General features: G+C 68.1%; 21 protein-coding genes and 1 pseudogene. 12 read left to right on the forward strand and 10 right to left on the reverse strand.

Annotated elements, in window-relative coordinates:
• Nucleotides 1-41 precede the first annotated feature (41 nt).
• On the reverse strand, nt 42-1,376 hold the full coding sequence (locus AC07NI_RS16630) for an Nramp family divalent metal transporter (RefSeq protein ID WP_494621081.1): 1,335 nt from the start codon (nt 1,374-1,376) through the stop codon (nt 42-44).
• Between the two features lie 180 nt (nt 1,377-1,556).
• Between AC07NI_RS16630 and AC07NI_RS16635 the strand changes: the two genes are divergently transcribed.
• Nucleotides 1,557-3,470, forward strand: coding sequence for a M10 family metallopeptidase C-terminal domain-containing protein (locus tag AC07NI_RS16635; RefSeq protein WP_494621083.1), 1,914 nt, complete (start codon nt 1,557-1,559; stop codon nt 3,468-3,470).
• A 3-nt stretch (nt 3,471-3,473) separates the two neighbouring features.
• Here the strand turns inward: AC07NI_RS16635 and AC07NI_RS16640 are convergent, their stop codons facing one another.
• Entirely contained in the window at nt 3,474-5,012 is a 1,539-nt protein-coding gene (locus tag AC07NI_RS16640; RefSeq protein ID WP_494621085.1) for an acyl-CoA synthetase, read from the reverse strand.
• Between the two features lie 14 nt (nt 5,013-5,026).
• A complete protein-coding gene (locus AC07NI_RS16645; protein ID WP_494621087.1) occupies nt 5,027-6,694 on the reverse strand; it encodes a GMC family oxidoreductase in 1,668 nt (555 codons plus the stop codon).
• Nucleotides 6,695-6,862: 168 nt separating this feature from the next.
• Here AC07NI_RS16645 and AC07NI_RS16650 point away from each other — a divergent pair, with 168 nt between their 5' ends.
• A complete protein-coding gene (locus AC07NI_RS16650) occupies nt 6,863-8,197 on the forward strand; it encodes a cytochrome P450 (protein ID WP_494621089.1) in 1,335 nt (444 codons plus the stop codon).
• Nucleotides 8,198-8,225: 28 nt separating this feature from the next.
• Here AC07NI_RS16650 and AC07NI_RS16655 read toward each other — a convergent pair whose 3' ends face one another.
• Nucleotides 8,226-8,360: a hypothetical protein gene (locus AC07NI_RS16655; protein WP_494622242.1), complete on the reverse strand. Its 135-nt coding sequence runs from the start codon at nt 8,358-8,360 to the stop codon at nt 8,226-8,228.
• 40 nt (nt 8,361-8,400) lie between these two features.
• Here AC07NI_RS16655 and AC07NI_RS16660 point away from each other — a divergent pair, with 40 nt between their 5' ends.
• The 4 genes from AC07NI_RS16660 (at nt 8,401) to mopJ (ending at nt 11,907) form a co-directional block, all read left to right on the forward strand.
• The gene (locus tag AC07NI_RS16660) at nt 8,401-9,285 is read left to right on the forward strand and encodes a crotonase/enoyl-CoA hydratase family protein (protein WP_494621091.1); all 885 of its coding nucleotides are present in this window, start codon (nt 8,401-8,403) and stop codon (nt 9,283-9,285) included.
• A 56-nt stretch (nt 9,286-9,341) separates the two neighbouring features.
• On the forward strand, nt 9,342-10,565 hold the full coding sequence (locus AC07NI_RS16665; RefSeq protein ID WP_494621093.1) for a DUF2336 domain-containing protein: 1,224 nt from the start codon (nt 9,342-9,344) through the stop codon (nt 10,563-10,565).
• 230 nt (nt 10,566-10,795) lie between these two features.
• Nucleotides 10,796-11,215, forward strand: coding sequence for a Ros/MucR family transcriptional regulator (locus tag AC07NI_RS16670; RefSeq protein WP_494622244.1), 420 nt, complete (start codon nt 10,796-10,798; stop codon nt 11,213-11,215).
• Between the two features lie 197 nt (nt 11,216-11,412).
• Nucleotides 11,413-11,907, forward strand: coding sequence for a motility/cell cycle regulatory protein MopJ (gene mopJ / locus AC07NI_RS16675; RefSeq protein WP_494622246.1), 495 nt, complete (start codon nt 11,413-11,415; stop codon nt 11,905-11,907).
• Nucleotides 11,908-12,059: 152 nt separating this feature from the next.
• Here the strand turns inward: mopJ and AC07NI_RS16680 are convergent, their stop codons facing one another.
• The 3 genes from AC07NI_RS16680 to AC07NI_RS16690 are packed head-to-tail and all read right to left on the reverse strand — an operon-like array spanning nt 12,060 to nt 14,106.
• Nucleotides 12,060-12,971 carry a ribokinase gene (locus AC07NI_RS16680; protein ID WP_494621095.1) on the reverse strand — a complete coding sequence of 304 codons (912 nt, stop codon included), beginning with the start codon at nt 12,969-12,971 and terminating at the stop codon, nt 12,060-12,062.
• A 26-nt stretch (nt 12,972-12,997) separates the two neighbouring features.
• Nucleotides 12,998-13,798 (reverse strand): flagellar type III secretion system pore protein FliP, encoded by an 801-nt coding sequence (gene fliP / locus AC07NI_RS16685; RefSeq protein WP_494621097.1) that lies wholly within the window; start codon nt 13,796-13,798, stop codon nt 12,998-13,000.
• Nucleotides 13,798-14,106, reverse strand: coding sequence for a FliO/MopB family protein (locus AC07NI_RS16690; RefSeq protein WP_494621099.1), 309 nt, complete (start codon nt 14,104-14,106; stop codon nt 13,798-13,800). Before AC07NI_RS16690 ends, fliP begins: the two co-directional genes overlap by 1 nt.
• A gap of 106 nt (nt 14,107-14,212) precedes the next feature.
• Here AC07NI_RS16690 and flgB point away from each other — a divergent pair, with 106 nt between their 5' ends.
• Genes flgB through fliE form a run of 3 tightly spaced genes read left to right on the forward strand, consistent with a single transcriptional unit; the run spans nt 14,213 to nt 15,410 of the window.
• Complete coding sequence (gene flgB, locus AC07NI_RS16695; protein ID WP_494622248.1) at nt 14,213-14,656, forward strand: flagellar basal body rod protein FlgB; 444 nt, start codon at nt 14,213-14,215, stop codon at nt 14,654-14,656.
• An 11-nt stretch (nt 14,657-14,667) separates the two neighbouring features.
• Nucleotides 14,668-15,087, forward strand: coding sequence for a flagellar basal body rod protein FlgC (gene flgC / locus AC07NI_RS16700; protein ID WP_494621101.1), 420 nt, complete (start codon nt 14,668-14,670; stop codon nt 15,085-15,087).
• 11 nt (nt 15,088-15,098) lie between these two features.
• A complete protein-coding gene (gene fliE / locus AC07NI_RS16705; RefSeq protein ID WP_494621103.1) occupies nt 15,099-15,410 on the forward strand; it encodes a flagellar hook-basal body complex protein FliE in 312 nt (103 codons plus the stop codon).
• Nucleotides 15,411-15,638: 228 nt separating this feature from the next.
• On the opposite strand, the gene AC07NI_RS16710 is transcribed toward fliE, so the two are convergent.
• The gene (locus AC07NI_RS16710) at nt 15,639-15,797 is read right to left on the reverse strand and encodes a hypothetical protein (protein WP_494621105.1); all 159 of its coding nucleotides are present in this window, start codon (nt 15,795-15,797) and stop codon (nt 15,639-15,641) included.
• A 146-nt stretch (nt 15,798-15,943) separates the two neighbouring features.
• On the opposite strand from AC07NI_RS16710, the gene AC07NI_RS16715 reads away from it, so the two are divergent.
• The 3 genes and pseudogenes from AC07NI_RS16715 to AC07NI_RS16725 form a co-directional block, all read left to right on the forward strand.
• Nucleotides 15,944-16,708: an ATP-binding cassette domain-containing protein gene (locus AC07NI_RS16715; RefSeq protein WP_494621107.1), complete on the forward strand. Its 765-nt coding sequence runs from the start codon at nt 15,944-15,946 to the stop codon at nt 16,706-16,708.
• Nucleotides 16,701-18,254: a glycine betaine ABC transporter substrate-binding protein gene (locus tag AC07NI_RS16720; RefSeq protein ID WP_494621109.1), complete on the forward strand. Its 1,554-nt coding sequence runs from the start codon at nt 16,701-16,703 to the stop codon at nt 18,252-18,254. Before AC07NI_RS16715 ends, AC07NI_RS16720 begins: the two co-directional genes overlap by 8 nt.
• A pseudogene (locus AC07NI_RS16725) lies at nt 18,232-18,338 on the forward strand (hypothetical protein); the annotation flags it as partial. The gene AC07NI_RS16720 and the pseudogene AC07NI_RS16725, both read left to right, overlap by 23 nt.
• A 9-nt stretch (nt 18,339-18,347) precedes the next feature.
• Here the strand turns inward: AC07NI_RS16725 and hutU are convergent.
• Nucleotides 18,348-20,012: a urocanate hydratase gene (gene hutU / locus AC07NI_RS16730; RefSeq protein WP_494621111.1), complete on the reverse strand. Its 1,665-nt coding sequence runs from the start codon at nt 20,010-20,012 to the stop codon at nt 18,348-18,350.
• The gene (hutG, locus tag AC07NI_RS16735; RefSeq protein ID WP_494622250.1) at nt 20,009-20,812 is read right to left on the reverse strand and encodes an N-formylglutamate deformylase; all 804 of its coding nucleotides are present in this window, start codon (nt 20,810-20,812) and stop codon (nt 20,009-20,011) included. Before hutG ends, hutU begins: the two co-directional genes overlap by 4 nt.
• Nucleotides 20,813-20,832 lie beyond the last annotated feature (20 nt).

Raw genomic sequence — 20,832 nt, forward strand, 5'->3', positions numbered from 1 at the left:
CGAACAGTTGTTCGGATAGAGACCAGTCAAGGCGTCGCGGGTCAACCGGAGAAGGTCGACACCACCAGCCAGACGTTCGCCGCCGAGATCACCACGAACAGGAACCAGGCCACGATCTTGGTGATCCAGCCATTGGCGAAAGCCCCCATCAGCGCCTTGTCGTCGGTGAAGCGCAGCAGCGGCCAGATGGCGAACGGCAGCTGAGCGCTCAGCACCACCTGAGTCAGCACTAAGAGCTTGCCGACCGAGTGCTCGCCCAGGGTCAGCACGCCGATCAGGGCCGGCACGATGGCCAGGCCCCGGGTGATCAGCCGCCGCTGCCAGCAGGGGATCTTCAGATCGAGAAAGCCTTCCAGGATCACCTGGCCGGCGATGGTGCCGGTGAAGGTCGAGCTCTGGCCCGAGGCGAACAGGGCGATGGCGAACAGCACGCCGGCCAGCACCCCGCCGGTGACCGGGGCCAGCAGCTTGTGCGCCTCCTCGATGCCGGCCACTTCCGTCAGGCCCGTGCCGTGGAACGCCGAGGCCGCCAGCACCAGGATGGCGGCGTTGATGAACAAGGCGAGGACCAGCGAGACGACGGTGTCGATGGTCGACAGGCGGATGGCGGCGCGCTTGCCCGGCTCGTCGGCCGGCGTCACCCGCGTCTGCACGATCGCCGAGTGCAGGTAGAGGTTATGCGGCATGATCGTCGCGCCCAGGATGCCGATCGCCAAGTAGAGGGCGTTGCCCTGCTTCAGGGCATCCAGGGATGGGACCAGCCCGCGCGCCACATCGCCGGCGTTGGGCGGGGCCAGGATCAACTGCACCAGGAAACAGATCCCGACCGTCGAGATCAGGCCCAGGATGATCGCCTCCAGTTGCCGGAAGCCCTTGCCCTTCAGCCCCAGCACGATGACCGTGTCGAGCGCGGTCAGCAGCACGCCGGCCCAGAGCGGGATGCCCAGCAGCAGCTTGAAGGCCAGGGCCGAGCCCAGCACCTCGGCGATGTCGCAGGCGATGATCGCCAGTTCGGCCAGCAGCCACTGGACCTTGACCGTGCGCGGCCCGAACCGTTCGCGCGACATCCGCGCCAGGTCCTTGCCGGTGACCAGGCCCAGCCGCATCGACAGGGTCTGCAGCACGATCGCCGCCAGGCTGGACAGCACGACGACGAACAGCAGTGAGGTCCCGTAGCGCGACCCGGCCTCGATGTCGGTCGCCCAGTTGCCGGGGTCCATGTAGCCGACGCTGACCAGCAGGCCGGGGCCCGCGACCCGCAGCATCCGCTTCCAGGCCGGCAGGCCGTCGGGCACGGCGACCGCGCCCCGGACTTCGGCCGGACAGAACGGCGCGGTGGCGGTCTTGGGCAGGCGGTCGAGCAGGGCGGCGAACATGCGCCGGAGCCTTACGGCATTTGGGCCTTGGGGCAACGGTAGCGCTGCCTTGGGCCGACGGTAGCAGCGCGAATGAACAAAAACCGCCAGCGCGACGGTTCGAAGCTCAACCAGACATTGACACGCGTCGAGCGTCACGCCTTTGGTTTCGATGTTGCTTCGTTCCCAGCGTGAGTTTCCATGCCTTCGATAACGACCGACCAGATCATCGCCGGCATGAGCCAGCCGGGCGTCCGTTGGACCACCCCGACCATCACCTACAGCATCCCGAAGGCGGGCAGCGTGTGGACCACCGGCGGGCAGGAGTCGACGCTGCCGGGCTATGAGGTGCTCTCGGCCGGCCAGGCAGCGTTCTTCCGCCAGCACATGAACTATATCGGCAGCCTGATCGCCACGCCGCTGGAAGAGACGGACGACATTTCGGCCACCGGGCAGATCCGGGTCGCCTTCACCGACATGCCGTCCCAGGGCGTTGCGGCCTATGCCTCGTTCCCGGGCGCGTCGGCGGCCGCCGGCGATGTCTGGCTAGGCCAGGGCATGCGGGACTTCCAGAACGGCATCGGCAACGACATCGGCGGCGATCGGCTGCGGGTGGCCATCCTGCACGAGGTCGGGCACGCCCTTGGCCTCTATCACCCGCACGACCTGGGCGTGATCCCCACCGAGCTGGACAACGGCCGCAACTCGGTCATGTCGTACACGCCGTACCCGAACTTCACCCAGTTCGGCATGGTGCTGCAGAACGGCGCCCCTCAGCTCAGGTCCAACGTCGTCCAGACCGACGGCTACATGGTCTATGACATCCTGGTCCTGCAGGCGATGTACGGGGCCAATTCGGAAACGCGGACCGGCGACGACCGCTACACGTTCGACGGCGACAAGGCGGTCATCAAGACCATTTACGACGCGGGCGGGACCGACACCCTCGATCTGACCGGCCACAAGCGGGCGTCGATCATCGACCTGACTCCCGGCTCCTACAGCAGCATCGACATCTTCTCGGCCGCGGACCAGATCGCCTACTGGAAGTCGGTCTACCCCAACACGACCATCGACATCGCCTTCTTCGTCAACGACCTGGTCAAGCAGGGGAACCTCTATACCGGCGAGGGCAATCTCGGCATCGCCTATGGCGTCACCATCGAGAACGTCATCGCGGGCGACGGCGACGACGTCATCACCGGCAATGCGGCCAACAACGACATCACCGGCGGCGGCGGTTCCGACACGATCGACGGCGGGGCCGGTATCGACACGGTGCGCTATACCGACAAGGCGTCGTCCTACGCAATCACCGTCGGCGCGACCGGCTGGAAGATCGCCGACCTGCGCACGGGCCACACGACCGAGATCGACACGCTGCGCGACGTCGAGTTCGCCGCCTTCACCGACAAGACCCTGACCCTGGGGAGCCTCGCCCTCAGCCAGGCGGTCGCCAACGTCATGCGCGCCCAGCCGAGCGAGGCCTCGGCCCAGACCCTGCTGGCCGACCTCTACCCCAAGGTCTCCAGCGGCCAGTTGAACACGGCGGGCCTGGGCGTCGCCCTGGCCAAGGCCGCGGTCTCGACGACCTCGGTGGCGACCCTCAACTACGAGTTCTTCACCGGCAAGGTCCCGACCCAGGCGGGGTTCGACTATCTGGTTTCGGCGACTGGCCCCAACACGACCAACCTGAACAGCGCCTACTACGCCAAGTTCGACACCGTGAACCGCTACATCAACTTCGCGGTCAATCTGGGCAAGAACGGCGAGGCCAAGGACAGCTTCACGGCCAAGTACGGGGCGATGAGCCTCTTCGACGCCACCAAGGAGGCCTACAAGACCATCTTCGGCGCGACGCCGACCGACGATAAGGTCCACAGCCTGATCGACACGCGGGTCGACTACCTGGCCTATTACGGAGGCGACGGCCCGACCGGCATCGGCACCAAGGCGGCCATGGTCGGCTTCCTGCTGGCGGCGGCCGCGACCGAGGACGTGGGCGTCTACGCCAAGTCCAACGACGCCTTCCTCGCCGACCTCATGGACGGCGCGACCTACGCCGTCGATCTCGTCGGCGTCTACGGCAAGCCCGAATATACGTATTCGGGCTGACGCCTAGACGATCCGGCTTTCGCCCTTGCCCCAGTAGGCGTCCCGGATCAGCCGCTTGTAGAGCTTGCCGGTCGGGTGCCGGGGCAGTTCGGCCATGAAGTCGATCCGCCTGGGCGACTTCACGTGGCTGAGGTTGGCGCGGGCGAAGGCCAGGAGTTCTGCGGCGAGGGCGGTCTGGTCCTCGGCGTGGTCCATGGGCTGGATGACGGCCACGACCTTCTCGCCCATCTCCTCGCACGGGGCGCCGACCACGGCGGCGTCGGCGACCTTGGGGTGGGTGATCAGCAGGTTCTCGATCTCCTGCGGATAGATGTTCACCCCGCCGGAGATGATCATGAAGCTCTTGCGGTCGGTCAGGTAGAGGTAGCCCTCTTCATCGGCCCAGCCCACGTCGCCCAGCGTGGTCCAGCCGTGCTTGTTGTAGCTCTCGGCGGTCTTGTCGGGGGCGTTGTGGTAGTTCACCGCCGGGCCGTTGGCGAAGTAGACCGCGCCCTCGGTGCGGGGCGGGACCGGGTCGCCGGCGTCGTCGCAGATGCGCAGCTCGCCCAGCACCGCCTGGCCGACGCTGCCCTTGTGGGCCAGCCAGTTGTCGGAATTGATCCAGCAGAAGCCGTTGCCCTCGGTGCCGGCGTAGTACTCGTAGATCACCGGGCCCCACCAGGCGATCATCTGCTCCTTGACCGGCACGGGGCAGGGGGCGGCGGCGTGGATCGCCGACTTCATGCTGGAGACGTCGTACTTGGCCCGGACTTCCTCGGGCAGTTTCAGCATCCGCACGAAGTGGGTCGGGACGAACTGGCCGCAATTGACCTTGTGCTGCTCGATCAGCGCCAGGGCCGCTTCCGGATCGAACTTCTCCAGCACGATCACCGTGCCGCCCAGCTTGTGGACGGTCATGCACCAGCGCAGCGGGGCGGCGTGGTAGAGCGGGGCGGGCGAGATGTAGATGCTGTCGCCGCTGAAGCCGAACAGGCCCTGGGCCATCATCTGCAAGGCATTGGGCGCGTCGATCGGGCCGCCGCTGAGGGCCGGCTTGACGCCCTTGGGCCGGCCGGTGGTGCCGGACGAGTAGAGCATGTCCGAGCCGGCGCTCTCGTCGGCGATCGGCGTGGTCGGCTCGCCGGCGCGGGCCTCTTCGAAACCGGCATAGGCGCCGTGCGGGCCGCCGACCGCATAGAGGGTCATGTCGGGGACCAGCGCCGGGATCTCGTCGATCAACGAGCCCATGGCGGTCGAGGTGATGAACACCTTCGCTCCGCAGTCTTTCAGGATGTACTCGACCTCGGCCGGCGTCAGCTTGGTCGAGACGCAGACGAAGTACAGCCCGGCCCGCTGCGCCGCCCAGGCGACCTCGAAGAAGCGGGCGTTGTTCTCCATCAGGATGGCGATGACGTCGCCTTGCTTGAGGCCCAATGAGCGGAACAGATGCGCCCCCTGGTTCGAGCGCTGGTCCAGCTGGGCGTAGGTCACGACCTCGCCGGAGCCGGCCATGATGTAGGCGGCCTTGTCGCCTTGGGACTGGGCGTGGAGGTAGGGGTGCATCTGGGCTTCTCCTCCTAAGCGGCGACGGGCGCGCGGGCGGCTTCGCGGATCATGTCGCTGGCTTTCTCGGCGATCATGATCGTGGGGGCGTTGGTGTTGCCGGAGACCAGGCGCGGCATGACCGAGGCGTCGACGACCCGCAGGCCCTCGACCCCACGCACGCGCAGCTGCGGATCGACGACGGCCATCGGCCCGTGGCCCATCTGGCAGGTGCCGACCGGGTGGTAGATCGTCGAGCCGGACAGGCGGGCATAGTCGAGGAACTGCTCGTCCGTGCGGACCTCCTGGCCCGGATTGATCTCGCTTTCGATGTAGGGCGCGAGCGCGGCGGCCTCGCCGATCTTGCGGCCCCACTTCAGGCCGGCGACCGCGACCTCCTGGTCCAGCGGGTCGGCCAGGTAGTTGGCGAAGATGGTCGGGTAGACGCTGGGATCGGCCGACTTGATCCGCACGTGGCCGCGGCTTTCGGGGCGCAGCTGGCAAGGGGCGATGGTCAGGCCGGGCTGGTTCTCCAGCTCCATCTTCTGCTCGTTGACCAGCTTCTCCAGGTCCATGGTCGCCGGCAGGATGTGGAACTGGATGTCGGGTCCGGAGAGGTCAGGACGCGACTTGCAGAAGGCGGCGATGTGCGCCGCCGACAGGGTCAGCAGGCCCTTGCGTTGGAACAGGTAGCGCAGCGCCTCGCCGGCCAGGCGACCGCCCTTGGACTGCTCGTTGACCGAGACGACGCCGGGTTTGAGCCGATAGCGGACGCTCATGACGTAGTGGTCCTGCAGGTTCTCGCCGACGCCGGGCAGGTCCTGGATCACGGGCACGCCGTTGCGGAGCAGAAGCTCGGCGGGACCCACGCCTGACAGCTGCAGGAGCTGGGGCGAGTTGATCGCCCCGCCGGCCAGGATCACCTCGCCGCGCGCCTTGGCCACGCGCTTGACGCCGTTCTGCATGAACTCGACGCCGACCGCGCGCTTGCCCTCGAACAAGACCTTGCCGGCCAGGGCGTTGGTCTCGACCGTCAGGTTCGGGCGGTTCATGGCCGGGTGCAGATAGGCCACCGCCGCCGAGCAGCGCTGGCCGTTCTTGACCGTCAGCTGGTAATAGGTCGCGCCCTCCTGCTCGCCGCCGTTGACGTCGTCGTTGCGCGGGATGCCGGCCTGCTCGCAGGCCTCGATCACCGCGTCCGAGACCGGGTGCTTGGTGGTGACGTCCGAGACGTTCAGCGGCCCGCCCGTGGCGTGCCAGTCGCAGTCGCCGCGCTCCTGGTGCTCGGCGCGGCGGAAGTAGGGGGCCACGTCGTCCCAGCCCCAGCCCTCGCAGCCCAGTTGCCGCCAGCCGTCATAGTCGGCGTGCTGGCCGCGGATGTAGAGCAGGCCGTTGATCGAGGACGAGCCGCCCAGCACCTTGCCGCGCGGCCAGACGTGTGTGCGCCCGCCGGTGCCGGGGTCCGGCTCGGTCTGGTACAGCCAGTTGACCTTGGGATCCTTCAAGGTCGACGAGTAGCCGACCGGGATGTGGATCATCAGGTTCGAGGCGAACTGGGAAAGGTTCTTGGTCGGCCGGTCGTCGCCGCCGGCCTCCAGCAGCACGACCTTGAACTTGCCGCCCTCGGACAGCCGCGCCGCCAGCACGCAGCCGGCCGAGCCCGCGCCCACGATGACGTAGTCGGCCTCGATGATCCCCGCCATCGCTCTCTCCCTTGGCCGCCCGCGTGTGTCCCGCGTGATCGGCGTTAAGTTTGGAGGATGCGCCCACCTTTCGGGATCGCGCAAGTTGCCGTCGCGGCGCCGTTCCTCCGTCGCGTTTCCGGGTTATCGTCGGCTCAAAGAACGGCGTTCAAAAACGGGAGGCGCGACATGGACCTGATCAGCCAGACAGTGGTGGACGGCATCGCCGGTCCGGGTGCGCCGCCGACCTATCCGACGCTCAGCGGCGTCGACCTCGCCGACATCTTCCGCTTCACCAAGGGCCAGCCCTGGGCCGACTTCGCGCGGATGCGGACCGACGCGCCGGTCATGTGGCACGCCGAGCCGTTCAATGGTCCGGGCTTCTGGGCCCTGACCAAGTACGAGGACGTCCAGCGGGTCAATGGCGACCCGGCGACCTTCTCGTCCCAGCGCGGCGGCATCCTGATGTCGATGGGCCCGCCCGATAAGCGCCACGCCCTGCTGTTCCGGGCGTCGATGGACACCATGATCAATCTCGACGCGCCGCATCACCTGCAGCTGCGTCGCGAGCACATGCCGTACTTCACCCCGGCTTACCTGCGCGGCCTGACCGAGCGGGTGCGGGCCGAGGTCACGCGGCTGCTCGACGAGATGGAGCCGCTGCTGGCCGATGGCGCCGAGATCGACATGGTCGAGCACTTCAGCTCGATCCTGCCGCTGTTCACCCTGTGCGAGATCCTGGGCGTGCCGCCCGAGGACCGGCAGAAGTTCCTCGGCTGGATGCACTATCTGGAACGCGCCCAGGACCTGGCGGTGCAGAACGCCGCCGCCCCGATCGCCCCGACCCTTGAGCTGATGCAGTTCGTCCAGGACTTCAACAACGGCGTCGAGGAGATGTTCGAGTACGGCCGCCGGATGCTGCTGAAGCGGCGCGAGGACCCGAAGGAAGACCTGATGACCGCCATCGCGCGCGCCCAGGTCGATGGCTCGCTGCTCGCCGACGAATATCTCGACGGCTCGTGGCTGCTGATCGTGTTCGCCGGCAACGACACCACCCGCAACACCCTGTCGGGCGCGATGAAGCTGCTGACCGAGTTTCCGGACCAGAAGCAGAAGCTGATCGACGATCCCTCGCTGCTGGGCGGCGCGGTGGACGAGTTCATCCGCATGGTCAGCCCGGTGATCTATATGCGCCGCACGGCCACCGCCGATGTCGAGGTCGACGGCCAACTGATCCGCGAGGGCGAGAAGGTCGTGATGTACTACGGCGCGGCCAACCGCGATCCGGAGATGTTCCCCGAGCCGGACACGCTGGACGTGACGCGGGCCAACGCCAACAAGCACATCGCCTTCGGCTACGGCCCTCACACCTGCATCGGCAAGCGCGTGGCCCAGATCCAGCTGGAGGAGGCCTACCGCCAGATCCTGGCCCGGTTCCCGGACCTGACGTGGACGGGGAACATCGAGATCGCCCCGAACAACTTCGTGCACGCGATCAGCAAGCTGGGGGTCAGGCGGGGGTAGGGGCCGAGCGCCCCCTCCGTCACGTCGCCTATCGGCGCCGCGCCACCTCCCCCGCAAGCGGGGCAGGAGGGAGCGCTCTTCTCCTGCCCCGTGAAACGGGGGAGGTGGATCGATGCGGATACGCATCGAGACGGAGGGGGCGCTTTCGGCGATTGCCCTCAATTCATACGCATGTTTGACTGCTTGAAAAGCGGAGAGAACCCATGTCGCAACCCACCTTTGAGACCCTGTTGTACGCCGTCGAGGACGGGATCGCGACGATCACCCTGAACCGTCCGGAGCGGATGAACGCCTTCACCGCCCGGATGATGAAGGACATGCTGGAGGTGCTGGACGTCACCGACGCCGACGACGCGGTGAAGGCCGTGATCATCACCGGCGCGGGCCGGGCGTTCTGCGCGGGGGCCGATCTGGGCGGCGGCGGATCGACCTTCGATCGCTCCTCGCCCCAGGCGGTCGAGCGCGAGGAGGGCAAGGTCGGCGACGTCTATCGCGACGGCGGCGGCCGCGTGACCCTGCGGATGTACGAGAGCCTGAAACCGATCATCGGCGCGATCAACGGCGCGGCGGTCGGGGTGGGCGTGACCATGCAGCTGCCGATGGACATCCGCCTGGCCTCGACCGAGGCCAAGTTCGGCTTCGTCTTCGCCCGCCGGGGGATCAATCCGGAAGCCGCGTCCAGCTGGTTCCTGCCGCGCCTGGTCGGTCTGCAGACAGCGCTGGAGTGGTGCTACACCGGCCGCGTGTTCCCGGCGTCCGAGGCGCTGGAGAAGGGCCTCGTCCGCTCGCTGCACGCGCCCGACGACCTGCTGCCCGCCGCCCGCGCCCTGGCGCGCGAGATCGCCGACAACACCGCTCCGGTCTCGGTCGCCCTGACCCGCCAGCTGCTGTGGCGGATGGCCGGCGCGGCCCACCCGATGGAGGCGCACAAGGCCGACAGCCGGGCCATCCAGTCGCGCGGCGCGTCCGGCGACGCCAAGGAGGGCGTGACCTCGTTCCTGGAGAAGCGCAGCCCCGTCTATCCGAACAAGGTCTCGACCGACCTGCCCGACATCTGGCCGGAGTGGGAAGAACCCGAATTCCGGTGAGTTTGTCGCGCCTCTCGCTCATCGGTCGTTAAGCACGATCTGATCTTGTTGGTCCGATGAGCGAGCCCGCGTCCCTGTCGTCGTTCCAAGAGCCGGAGGCCCCACGGGCCGCGCCGCGCTCGCGCACGGCCCTGCTCAAGCGGCTGGCGGACGTGGTCTGCCTGCCGACCAGCCGCATCAACGCCTTCGAACGCTCGATGACCGCCGACCTGCTGGTCGAGATGCTGCGCGACGCCAATGTCGGCGAGCGCGAGAAGGTCGCCCGGCGCCTGGCCATGCTGGTCGAGATCCCCGGCGTGCTGGTGCGTCTGCTGCTACGTGACGAACTGCCGGTGGCGCGCGCCCTGCTGCTCGAGTGCGAGAAGCTGTCGGACGCCGACCTGATCGCCTGCCTCTACCAGTCCTCGATCGATCACCGCCGGCTGATCGCCCAGCGGCGCGGGGTCAGCGAGGTGGTGGCCGACGCCCTGATCGACATGGGCGAGTCGCCGGTCATCGAGGCCCTGCTGCGCAACGAGCTGGTCAAGTTCAGCCACCAGGGCGTCGAGAACATCGTCGCCGCCACCCGCGACGCCCAGTACCTGATCCCGATGCTGCTGCGCCGGCCCGAGCTGCGGCCCAGCCACGCCTACGTGATGTTCTGGTGGGCCGACGCCGAGGCGCGCAAGACCATCCTCCAGCGCTTCGCGGTGTCGCGCGAGATCCTGCAGGACGCCGTCGGCGACGTCTTCGCCTTGGCCTCGGCCGAGGGCTGGCAGGACCCGCTGTCGCGCAAGGCCCTGCAGTTCATCGAGCGCCGCCAGCGCAACCGCGCCGCCATCGCCAAGAGCCCCTTCGAGAGCCTGGACGCCGCCGTCGCCGCCGGCGAGAGCGGCATCACCCGCGAGATCGCCGAGGAGATCTCTTATCTCTCGGGCCTGAAGCCGATGACCGGCGCCAAGATCTTCACCGATCCGGGCGGCGAGCCCCTGGCCATTCTCTGCAAGGCCACCGGCCTGCCGCGCAACAACGTGCGCCTGCTGTGGCGCGGCCTGCGCCGCCAGGACGTCGACCGCAGCGGCCAGACCGACCACGCCCTGGAGCGGGTGCTGACGGTCTACGACTCCATCGCCGTCGATCGCGCCCAGACGGTGCTGCGCTACTGGAACTGGTCGCTGACCTCGGCCCTGACGCCGGCCCTGCTGAAGGCTATCCGCGACGGCGACGAGGCCGCCGTCGACGAATACTCGGCGCCGCAGCGGGCGGCGATGCTGGCGCTGTCGCGCGACTTCGGTCGTTAAATTCGGGATATCTTTGGTATCTCAACGTGTTCGCTGGACGTCGTTCAGGAACTCAATATGCGGGACACAACCTCTAGCGGGTCATGTCCAGTCCATGAACACTGCAAGATTACGCACGATCTCTTTGTAGAGGCCGTATTGCCGGGCGCATCCAATCTTTGTATGCAGCCCTCGACTGATCCAGGAATCAGCCGCATCAACAAAAAGATTTGTCGACGGGCGAGGCCATGATGGAAGATCAATCCGACCTGATCGAGATGACCGCAGGGATCGTCTCGGCCTATGTCGGCAACAACGTGGTCTCCACGGCGGACCTGCCGGCGCTGATCCACCAAGTTCACACGGCGCTCGCCAGCGTCGGCGCGCCGGCGGTCGAACCCGCCCCGGCTCCCAAGGAGCCCGCGGTCGCGGTCAAGAAGTCGATCACGCCCGACTTCCTGATCTGCCTGGAGGACGGTCGCAAGTTCAAGTCGCTGAAGCGCCACCTGCGCACCAAGTACGACATGACCCCGGAAGAGTACCGGGCGAAGTGGAACCTGCCCAAGGATTACCCGATGGTGGCCCCGAACTACGCCGAGGCGCGTTCGAACCTGGCCAAGCAGATGGGCCTGGGCCAAGGCGGTCGCAAACCCGCCCGCAAGGCGAAATAGCCGAGTCGGAACAAAAGCTTGGCCTTAAGGCCATGCCGAAGAACATCGCGCCCGTCGTCCGAACCCGGACGGCGGGCGTACTTCTTGGTGATTGACTCTCCCCGGGAATCTTGTCGCGCGACATGTTTTTCACTTGCCGCCGATTCGTTCCTTAAGCGATAGTGAATCGAAGTGATTCCAATAGCTTGTTAAGGACTCTGAAGATGTCCGCGCAACTGAGCGCATCCGCCACGGCGGCCCGCGCTCACCAGGAGATGTTCGCCTACTGGGCGTCCCTCCGCCGGGGGGCGAGCCTCCCTGCGCGCGTCGACCTGCATCCTACGAGCATGAAGCGGCTGCTGCCGACGGTCAGCTTGATCGACGTCGTCAACCAGCCCCGCGACTACCGCCTGCGCCTGGCCGGCACCGGCCTCTACGGCGTCTATGGCCGCGAGATCACTGGCCGCATGATCGGCGACGTCTACAACAAGGACGCCTTCGACTACTGGCGCAAGGAACTGGACAAGGTGGTCGACGAGCGTCGCCCCGGCGTCGGCGTCCACAGCCTGGCCTGGCGCGGCGCCCCGCACATGTCGATCCTGTGGCTGCGCCTGCCGCTGGCCAGCAACGGCAAGGACGTCGACATGATCCTCGGCTACGACGCCGTGGTCGGCGCGGCGACTGAGGGCTTCTCGGGCATCCGGGCGGCCTAACCTTCAGCCGTCATCCCGCGCTTCATGCGCGGGACTCGTCGTTCCGCCGCAGGTGCGGAGCGGAATGATCCTCTCACGTGGAAGCTGACCCATGGGTCCCGCGAACAAGTCGCGGGATGACGGGATGGTTTGTGAGCAGGGAAGAGGGGACGCTACCCCTCCAAAAACGCCTCGACCTCGCGCCGGCTCGGCATCGACGGCGCCGCCCCGGCCTTTTGCACCGACAGCGCTGCAGCCGCATTGGCCAACTCGACGGCCTCGCGAAGGTCCATGCCACCAGCCAACGCCGCGCACAGGCTGCCGCAGAAGCAGTCGCCGGCCCCGACGGTGTCGATGGCCTTGACCTTCTTGCCCTCGACCAGAAAGGCCTCGTCGCGGCGGACGGCGGCGACGCCGGTCGAGCCCAGGGTGACGATGATCGTCTGGTCGGGACGGCTCATCAGCTTGCGGGCCGCGACCGAGACCTCCTCCAGGCGCGACGGCTCGCGGTCGAGCTTGGCGTAGCTGGCCAGTTCGGTCTGGTTGAGGATCAGGATGTCGGTCAGCGGGAACAGGGCCGCGCCCTGGGGCAGGGCCGGGGCGGCGTTCAGCACCCGCAGCGCGCCCTTGGCCGCGCCCAGTCGGAACAGGCTCTCGATCGCCGTGGCTGGGGTCTCCAGCTGGCAGAGCAGCACCCGCTGCCCCTCGATCGCCGTGGCGGCGACATGCGCGGCGGTGACCATGGCGTTGGCCCCGGCGGTGACGACGATCATGTTCTCGGCGTTGTTGGCGACCCAGACGTGCGCCTGGCCGGTGGGGACGCCTTCCAGTTCCATGACGTCGGCGACCTGCACGCCGTAGCCGGCCAGCTTGGCCTTCAGGCTGACGCCGCTGTCGTCGCCGCCGACGGCGCCCATCAGCCGGGTGGCCACGCCCATGCGCGCGGCGGCGACCGCCTGGTTGGCGCCCTTGCCGCCCAGGAACAGTTCGAGAGAGGTGCCGGCCACGGTCTCGCCGGGTCTTGGCAGGTCGTCGACCCGCGCCACGGCGTCCAGATTGATCGAGCCCAGGACAAAAACAGTCATGTCGTACGTCTTCTAGCTAAACAGGCCTAACCGCCGCCGCCGCGCTGGAAGCTCTCCACGAGGCTGCCCGCGACGAGTCGCCAGCCGTCCACTAGCACGAAGAAGATCAACTTGAATGGCAGGCTGATGGTGGCGGGCGGCAACATCATCATGCCCATGCTCATCAGCACGCTGGCGACCACCAGGTCGATGACCAGGAACGGGATGAACAGCAGGAAGCCGATCTCGAACGCGCGCTTCAGTTCCGAGATCATGAAGGCCGGCGTGACCACCTTCATCGGCAGGTCCTCGGCCTTCTGGTTCGCCGGGACCTTGGACAGGCGCACGAACAGGGCCAGGTCCTCGCGGCCGACCTGCTTCAGCATGAACTGCTTCACCGGCCCGCTGGCCTGGTCGAAGGCTTCCGGCAGCTCGATCTGGTGATCCAGCAGCGGCTTGATGCCGGCGTCGTAGGACTTCTCGAAGGTCGGGCCCATGACGATGGCGGTCAGGAACAGCGCCAGGCTGATGATCACCGGGTTGGGCGGGCTTTGCTGGATGCCGATGGCCGTGCGCAGCAGGCCCAGCACCACCACGATCCGCACGAACGAGGTGGTCATGATCACGATCGACGGGGCCAGCGACAGCACCGTCATCAGGCCGACCAGCTGGACGACCCGGTCGGTCAGGCCTGCGCCCGTGCCCAGGTTGATGTTCACCGCCGACTGGGCCAGCGCCGCGGACGGCAGCACCCCGAAGGCGAGGGCGGCGATCGCCGAGATGGCCAGGGCGCGGCGGAGGTCCTCGGCCTTCGCCCCCGTCACGGTCTTGAAGAGGTCGCGGAACATCAGACCACGGGCTCCGGGGAGGGGGCGGGGACTTCGGCGGGCGGACGCGGCTGCGGGACCCAGTCCAGCAGCTTGCCGTCGCCCAGCAGCACCAGGCGCTCCTCGCCGTCCAGGCTGACGACCACGAGGCGGCGGGTGGGATCCAGCGCCAGGCTCTCGACGATCCGCAGGCGGCGGTCCTGGCGGGCGGCGATGGCGCGGCCGATGGCGTCGGGGCCATACTTGCGCAGCGCCCAGGCGGCGAGGCCGATCAGGCCCAGCGTGACCGCCAGGGCCGCGAGCGCGCGGATGAATTCGATAGGATCCATGGCCTGCCAGGCGAGACAACATGGCGCAGGGAAACCCGGCGCCTGACCCTGGTGTGCCTGAGGGTTCTTAATGCCGAATTAACCCTGTTTCTTCACCATGATCGCCATGGGTCCGGACGACATTCCCCTCTTCGGCATGCTCAAGAGCCGCCTCGGTTATCTGACCGAGCGCCAGAAGCTTGTCGCCCAGAATGTCGCCAACGCCGACACGCCCGGTTACCGCCCGCACGACCTGAAGGCCTACAGCTTCCAGGCCTCGCTGATGAACCAGGGCTCGGGCGCGGTCTATCGCGGCGGTCGCGCCGCGCCGACCTCGGGCGTGCAGATGATGGAGACCTCGGCGGCCCACATGGCCCCGACGAATGCGCCCAGCGCCTGGCGGGCGACGGCGGGCGTCGATTCGGAAGTCACGCTGGACGGCAACGCCGTCTCGCTCGAGGACCAGATGCTCAAGATGACCGACGCGCGCACCAACTACGACGCGGCGATCACCTTCTACCAGAAATCCATGGAAATGCTGCGCCAGGCGGCGCGCAAGCCAGGCGGCTGAGGACGTAACCGATGCCTGAGATCAAATCGAATTCGCTCGCGACCATGGCCGTGGCCTCGTCGGCCCTCCGCGCCCAGCAGGGCCGCATGCGGGTCATCGCCGAGAACCTGGCCAACGCCAACTCCACCGCGCGCACCGCCGGCGGCGACCCCTACCGTCGTCAGGTGCCGGTGTTCCGGCCGACCAAGGTCGAGGGCGCCGAGGGCGTGCAGATGATGCGCGTCGATCCGGACCAGAGCGAGTTCAAGACCGAGTACGAACCCGGCAACCCGGCCGCCGACGCCAAGGGCTACGTCAAGCTGCCCAACGTCAACACGCTGGTCGAGGCGCTGGACATGAAGGAGGCGCAGCGCGCCTACGAAGCCAACCTCAACGTGATCGAGACCGCGCGGTCTATGCAATCGCGCACCCTCGACATCCTGAAGAAGTAAGGGGTTAGGCCATGATCACCGCGCTCGCCGCCGCCAAGGCCTACGCTTCGCAAGGCGCGATGGGCGTCGGCTCGATCGGGTCGATCGGCGGCTCCGACAAGAAGGGCATGGACTTCGGCGACATGCTGAAGTCGGCCATGGAAGGCGCGACCAAGGCTTCGAAGGTCGCCGAGCATAAGATCACCGACCAGGTGGCCGGAAAGGCCGAACTGGTCGACGTCGTCACCGCGATCAGCTCCGCGCAATCCAGCCTGGAAACGGTGATGGCCGTGCGGGATCAGGTGATCTCGGCGTATCAAGAGATCATGCGGATGCCGATCTAAGAGGTTTCCTTCTCCCCTTGCGGGAGAAGGTGGCGCGAAGGGCCGGATGAGGGGTTGAAAGCCCTATCCGAACAACGCGGCGCGACCCCTCACCCGACCGCTTTCAGCGGCCACCCTCTCCCGCAAGGGGAGAGGTAAGCAGACAAAAAGAAGGGCCGCGTCCGGGGAGGACGCGGCCCAGTTTGCTTCAGGGGAGAAGATGGAAACGCTACGCTTACTGAACAAAACTCAGAGGCGGAGGAACGTCTTGGCGACGGCGAACAGGCCGCCCCAAACGACGGCGTTCAGCACCGACGCCAGCAGGACCGCGAAGCCCAGCGGCCACTGACGCATAGGTCGGCGGACGGGACGCGGATCGAACGGACGGGCTTGCGACGCAACGGTCATGAGACGCTCCTTAACCATGACCCCATGGTCGTGATTGACTCGGCCTGTGCGAACCGGGCGACCTGTCGCGCGCCGCCTTGTCGCACCTCTTCGTTGAGTCAACGCTTGGAAGGGGCGAAGGTTGATTCTCGCCGTCCGGAGTCCGCATGACCGAAGCCATCGTCCTCGATCAGGTCAGCAAGACATACGGCGGGCAGACGGTGCTGGCGCCGACCTCGCTGACCATCGCCAAGGGCCGCTTCGTCGCCCTGGTCGGCGGCTCGGGCGCGGGCAAGACCACGCTGCTGAAGCTGATGAACGGGCTCTCGACGCCGACGTCCGGCCGGGTGCTGTTCGACGGCGCGGACATCGCCGGGCGACCGGGTCCGGAGCTGCGGCGGGGCATCGGCTACGTCTTCCAGGAGATCGGCCTCTTCCCGCACATGACCGTCGGCCAGAACATCGGCGTCACGCCGGACCTGCTGGGCTGGACGGCCGACGAGATCACGGCGCGGACCGATGAACTGCTCGACCTCGTGGCCCTGCCGCGCGAGGTCGCCGGCCGGGCGCCGTCGCAGCTGTCGGGCGGCCAGCGCCAGCGGGTGGGCGTGGCCCGAGCCCTGGCGGCTAGGCCATCGATCCTGCTGATGGACGAGCCGTTCGGGGCGCTGGATCCGGTGACCCGCGCGGCCCTGGCCGACGATGTCCGGGCGCTGCATGAGCAGCTCGGGTTGACGACCGTAATGGTCACCCACGATGTCGGCGAGGCCCTGCTGCTGGCCGACGAGGTGGTGGTGATGGTCGGCGGCAAACTCCGGGCCCACGCGCCGCCTCGGGAGCTTCTCGCGGGCCATCCCGACCCCGTCGTCGCCGACCTGATCGCCGCGCCCCGCAGGCAGGCCGAACGTCTCGCGGAGCTGGCCCGTGGCTGATCGTCTTTCCGCCGCCCTGGCGGCCCTTCCCGAGCGCCTGGGTTGGCACGTCACGCTGTCGGCCTCGGCCCTGGCCTTGGGCCTGGCCGTCGCCCTGCCGCTGGGCATCGCCGCCGCCCGCAACCCGCGCTTGAAGTGGATCTCGCTAGGCGCCGCCGGTCTCGTGCAGACCATCCCGAGCCTGGCCTTGCTGGCGCTGTTCTATCCGGTGCTGCTGCTGCTCTCCGGCCTGGCCGTGAAGGTCCTGGGGCACGGCTTTCCGGCCCTGGGCTTCTTGCCGTCGCTGTTGGCCCTGACCCTCTATTCGATGCTGCCGATCCTGCGGAATGCGGCGGCGGGCGTGTCGGGCGTCGACCCGGCCGTGGTCGAGGCCGCGCGGGGCGTGGGCATGACCGACCGCCAGCGGCTGTGGCGGGTCGAGCTGCCCCTGGCCGCGCCGGTGATCATGGCCGGCGTGCGTACCGCCGCCGTCTGGACGATCGGGGCGGCGACCTTGTCCACACCGGTCGGCCAGACCTCGCTGGGCGACTACATCTTCTCCGGCCTGCAGACCGAGGACTGGGTGGCGGTGCTGGTCGGCTGCGCGGCCTCGGCGGGGCTGGCGCTGATCGTGGACGGCCTTCTGGGCCTGATCGAGGGCGGCGTGGCGCGGCGGGAGCCCAAGCGCCTGTGGGCTGGCGGCGTGGGCCTTCTGATCGGCCTGCTGGCGGCGCTGGGACCCCTGGCCGGCGCGGCGCTGTCGCACGGCAAGCCGGCCTACGTCATCGGGGCCAAGAACTTCTCCGAGCAGTACATCCTGGCCGAGCTGATGGCCGGCAAGCTGGAGGCCCGGGGCGCGAACGTCCAGCGCCGCGTGAACCTGGGCTCGGTGATCGCCTACCGCGCCCTCGCGAGCGGCGAGATCGACGCCTATGTCGACTATTCCGGCACCCTGTGGGCCAACATCCTGAACCGCACCGACAACCCCGGCCGCCAGGCGGTGCTGGATGGCCTGCGCACCGAGCTGAAGGCCCGCGACGGCGTCGTGCTGTTGGCCCCGCTGGGCTTCGAGAACGCCTACGCCCTGGCCATGCGCCGCGACCGCGCCGAGGCGCTGGGCGTCAAGACCCTGGCCGATCTGGCGACCAAGGCCCCTCAGCTGACCATGGGCGGCGACCTGGAGTTCTTCTCGCGGCCGGAGTGGGCGGCGGTGGTGAAAGCCTACGGCCTGGAGTTCAAATCCAAGCGCCAGTTCCAACCGACCTTCATGTACCGGGCGCTGGAGAGCCGCGAGGCCGACGTCATTTCGGCCTTCTCGAGCGACGGCCGGATCGCGGCGGACGACCTGGTGCTGCTGGGCGATCCGAAGGGCGCGCTGCCGCCGTACGACGCGGTGATCCTGGTCTCGCCGAAGCGGGCAGGGGACCAGCGGCTTCTTGAGGCGCTCAAGCCGCTCGCCGGCAGCATCGACGTCAAGGCGATGCAGGCCGCCAACTACGCCGTCGATCGCGACACGGGCAAGAAGAGCCCCGCCGAGGCTTCCCAACTCTTGTCATCCCGGCCGTAGCGAAGCGGAGAGCCGGGACCCAGGGGCGACCGCAGTGCGTCGGCCCTGGGTCCCGGACAGCCTCTACGAGGCTTCCGGGATGACAAGTTTAGTTTAGAGGATCCCCGGCAGGTCCAGGCCCTTCTTCCGCGCGCAGTCGAGGGCGATGTCGTAGCCGGCGTCGGCGTGGCGCATGACGCCGCTGGCCGGGTCGTTCCACAGCACCCGCGCGATGCGCTTGGCGGCCGCCTCGGTGCCGTCGCACACGATCACCATCCCCGCGTGCTGCGAGAAGCCCATGCCAACCCCGCCGCCATGGTGCAGCGACACCCAGGTCGCGCCCGAAGCGGTGTTGAGCAAGGCGTTCAGCAGCGGCCAGTCCGACACCGCGTCCGAACCGTCCTGCATCGCCTCGGTCTCGCGGTTGGGCGAGGCGACCGAGCCTGAGTCGAGGTGGTCGCGGCCGATGACGATCGGGGCCTTCAGCTCACCCGACGCGACCATCTCGTTGAAGGCCAGGCCCAGGCGGTGGCGATCGCCGAGACCCACCCAGCAGATACGCGCGGGCAGGCCCTGGAACTTGATCTTCTGCCCGGCCATGTCGAGCCAGTTGTGCAGGTGTGGATTGTCCGGGATCAGCTCTTTGACCTTGGCGTCGGTCTTGGCGATGTCCTGGGGATCGCCCGACAGCGCCGCCCAGCGAAACGGCCCGATCCCCCGGCAGAACAGCGGGCGGATATAGGCCGGCACGAAGCCGGGGAAGTCGAAGGCGTCGGCGACGCCTTCCTCCAGCGCCATCTGACGGATGTTGTTGCCGTAGTCGACGGTCGGCACGCCGGCGGCCTGGAAGTCCAGCATGGCCTGCACGTGGACGGCCATCGAGGCGCGGGCGGCCTTGTCGACCGAGGCGGGGTCGCGCTCCTTGGCGTCGGCCCATTGATCCAGGCTCCAGCCGGCCGGCAGGTAGCCGTTGATCGGGTCGTGGGCGCTGGTCTGGTCGGTCAGCAGGTCGGGGCGGACGCCGCGCTTGAACAGTTCCGGCAGCAGCTCGGCGGCGTTGCCCAGCAGGCCGACCGAGATCGGGGTCTTGGCGGCGTTGGCTTCCTCGATCCAGGCCAGGGCCTCGTCGACGCTGTCGGTGGACTTGTCGAGATAGCCGGTGCGCAGGCGCATCTCGATCCGCGAGGGCTGACACTCGATGGCCAGGCACGAGGCCCCGGCCATCACCGCCGCCAGCGGCTGGGCCCCGCCCATGCCGCCCAGGCCCGCGGTCAGCAGCCACTTGCCCGACAGGTCGCCCGCATAGTGCTGGCGGCCCATCTCGACGAAGGTCTCGTAGGTGCCCTGCACGATGCCCTGGGCGCCGATATAGATCCACGAGCCGGCGGTCATCTGGCCGTACATGGCCAGGCCCTTCTTATCGAGCTCGTTAAAGTGCTCCCAGTTGGCCCAGCGGGGGACCAGGTTGGAGTTGGCGATCAGCACGCGCGGCGCGTCGGCGTGGGTGCGGAACACGCCGACGGGCTTGCCGGACTGCACCAGCAGCGTCTCGTCGTCCTCGAGCCGGCGCAGGGTCTCGACGATCTTGTCGAAGCTCTCCCAGTCGCGCGCCGCGCGGCCGATGCCGCCGTAGACGACCAGCTCCTCGGGCCGCTCGGCGACGTCGGGGTGCAGGTTGTTCATTAGCATCCGCAGCGGGGCTTCGGTCAGCCACGACTTGGCGGAAAGCTCGGTCCCGGTGGCGGGGCGGATGACGCGGGTGTTGTCGCGGCGGGTCATGCGGGTCTCGCGAACTGGAGGCAGGCGGAAAGGACGTCTTCGAGCACCAGGCGCAGAGGCTCGGCGCGGTCGGCGTGGAAGGGCGTGGGCCAGGTGTCTTCGGTGGGCGCTTCGGCCGGGTCGTCCATGTAGCCCCGGCAGGCCAGCTCCATCTGGATGGCGTGGACGCCCGCGGTGGGCTGGCCGTAGTGGCGCGTGGTCCAACCGCCCTTGAAGCGGCCGTTGGTCACCCGCGAACGCCCCGAGGCGTCGCAGGCGGCCTCGACGGCAGTGGTCAGGGCGTCGGCGCAGGACGCGCCGCTGTTGGTCCCGAGATTGAACTGCGGCAGCTCGCCGTCGAACAGGCGCGGGACCCGCGAGCGGATCGAGTGGGCCTCGTACAGCACCACGGTCGGATGGATCGCGCGCAGGCGATCGATCTCGGCGCGCAGGGCGGCGTGGTAGGGCTCGAAGTACAGCGACCGCCGCCGGTCGATCTCGGCGGCGTTAGGCTCGTCGTCGCGGTACAGGGCCTCGCCGTCGAAGGTGGTGGTGGGGCAAAGCTCGGTGGTCGCCTGGCCCGGATAGAGCGAAGCGCCCGACGGGTCGCGATTGACGTCGATGACGGTGCGCGAGATCGCCGTCCGGACGAGCGTCGCCCCCATCCCCTCGGCGAAGGCGTAGAGGCGATCCACCCACCAGTCCGCGTCTTTGCGGGCCAGCCACGGGGAGGCGAGCTGAGCCTCGATCTCCGGCGGGATTTCGGTTCCGGTGTGTGGCTGGCTGACGATCAGCGGGGCGTCGCCACGGGTAATCTCTATCGAGGGTTCGAATCCCTCTC

Source organism: Caulobacter sp. GW821-FHT10E02 (assembly GCF_059415225.1).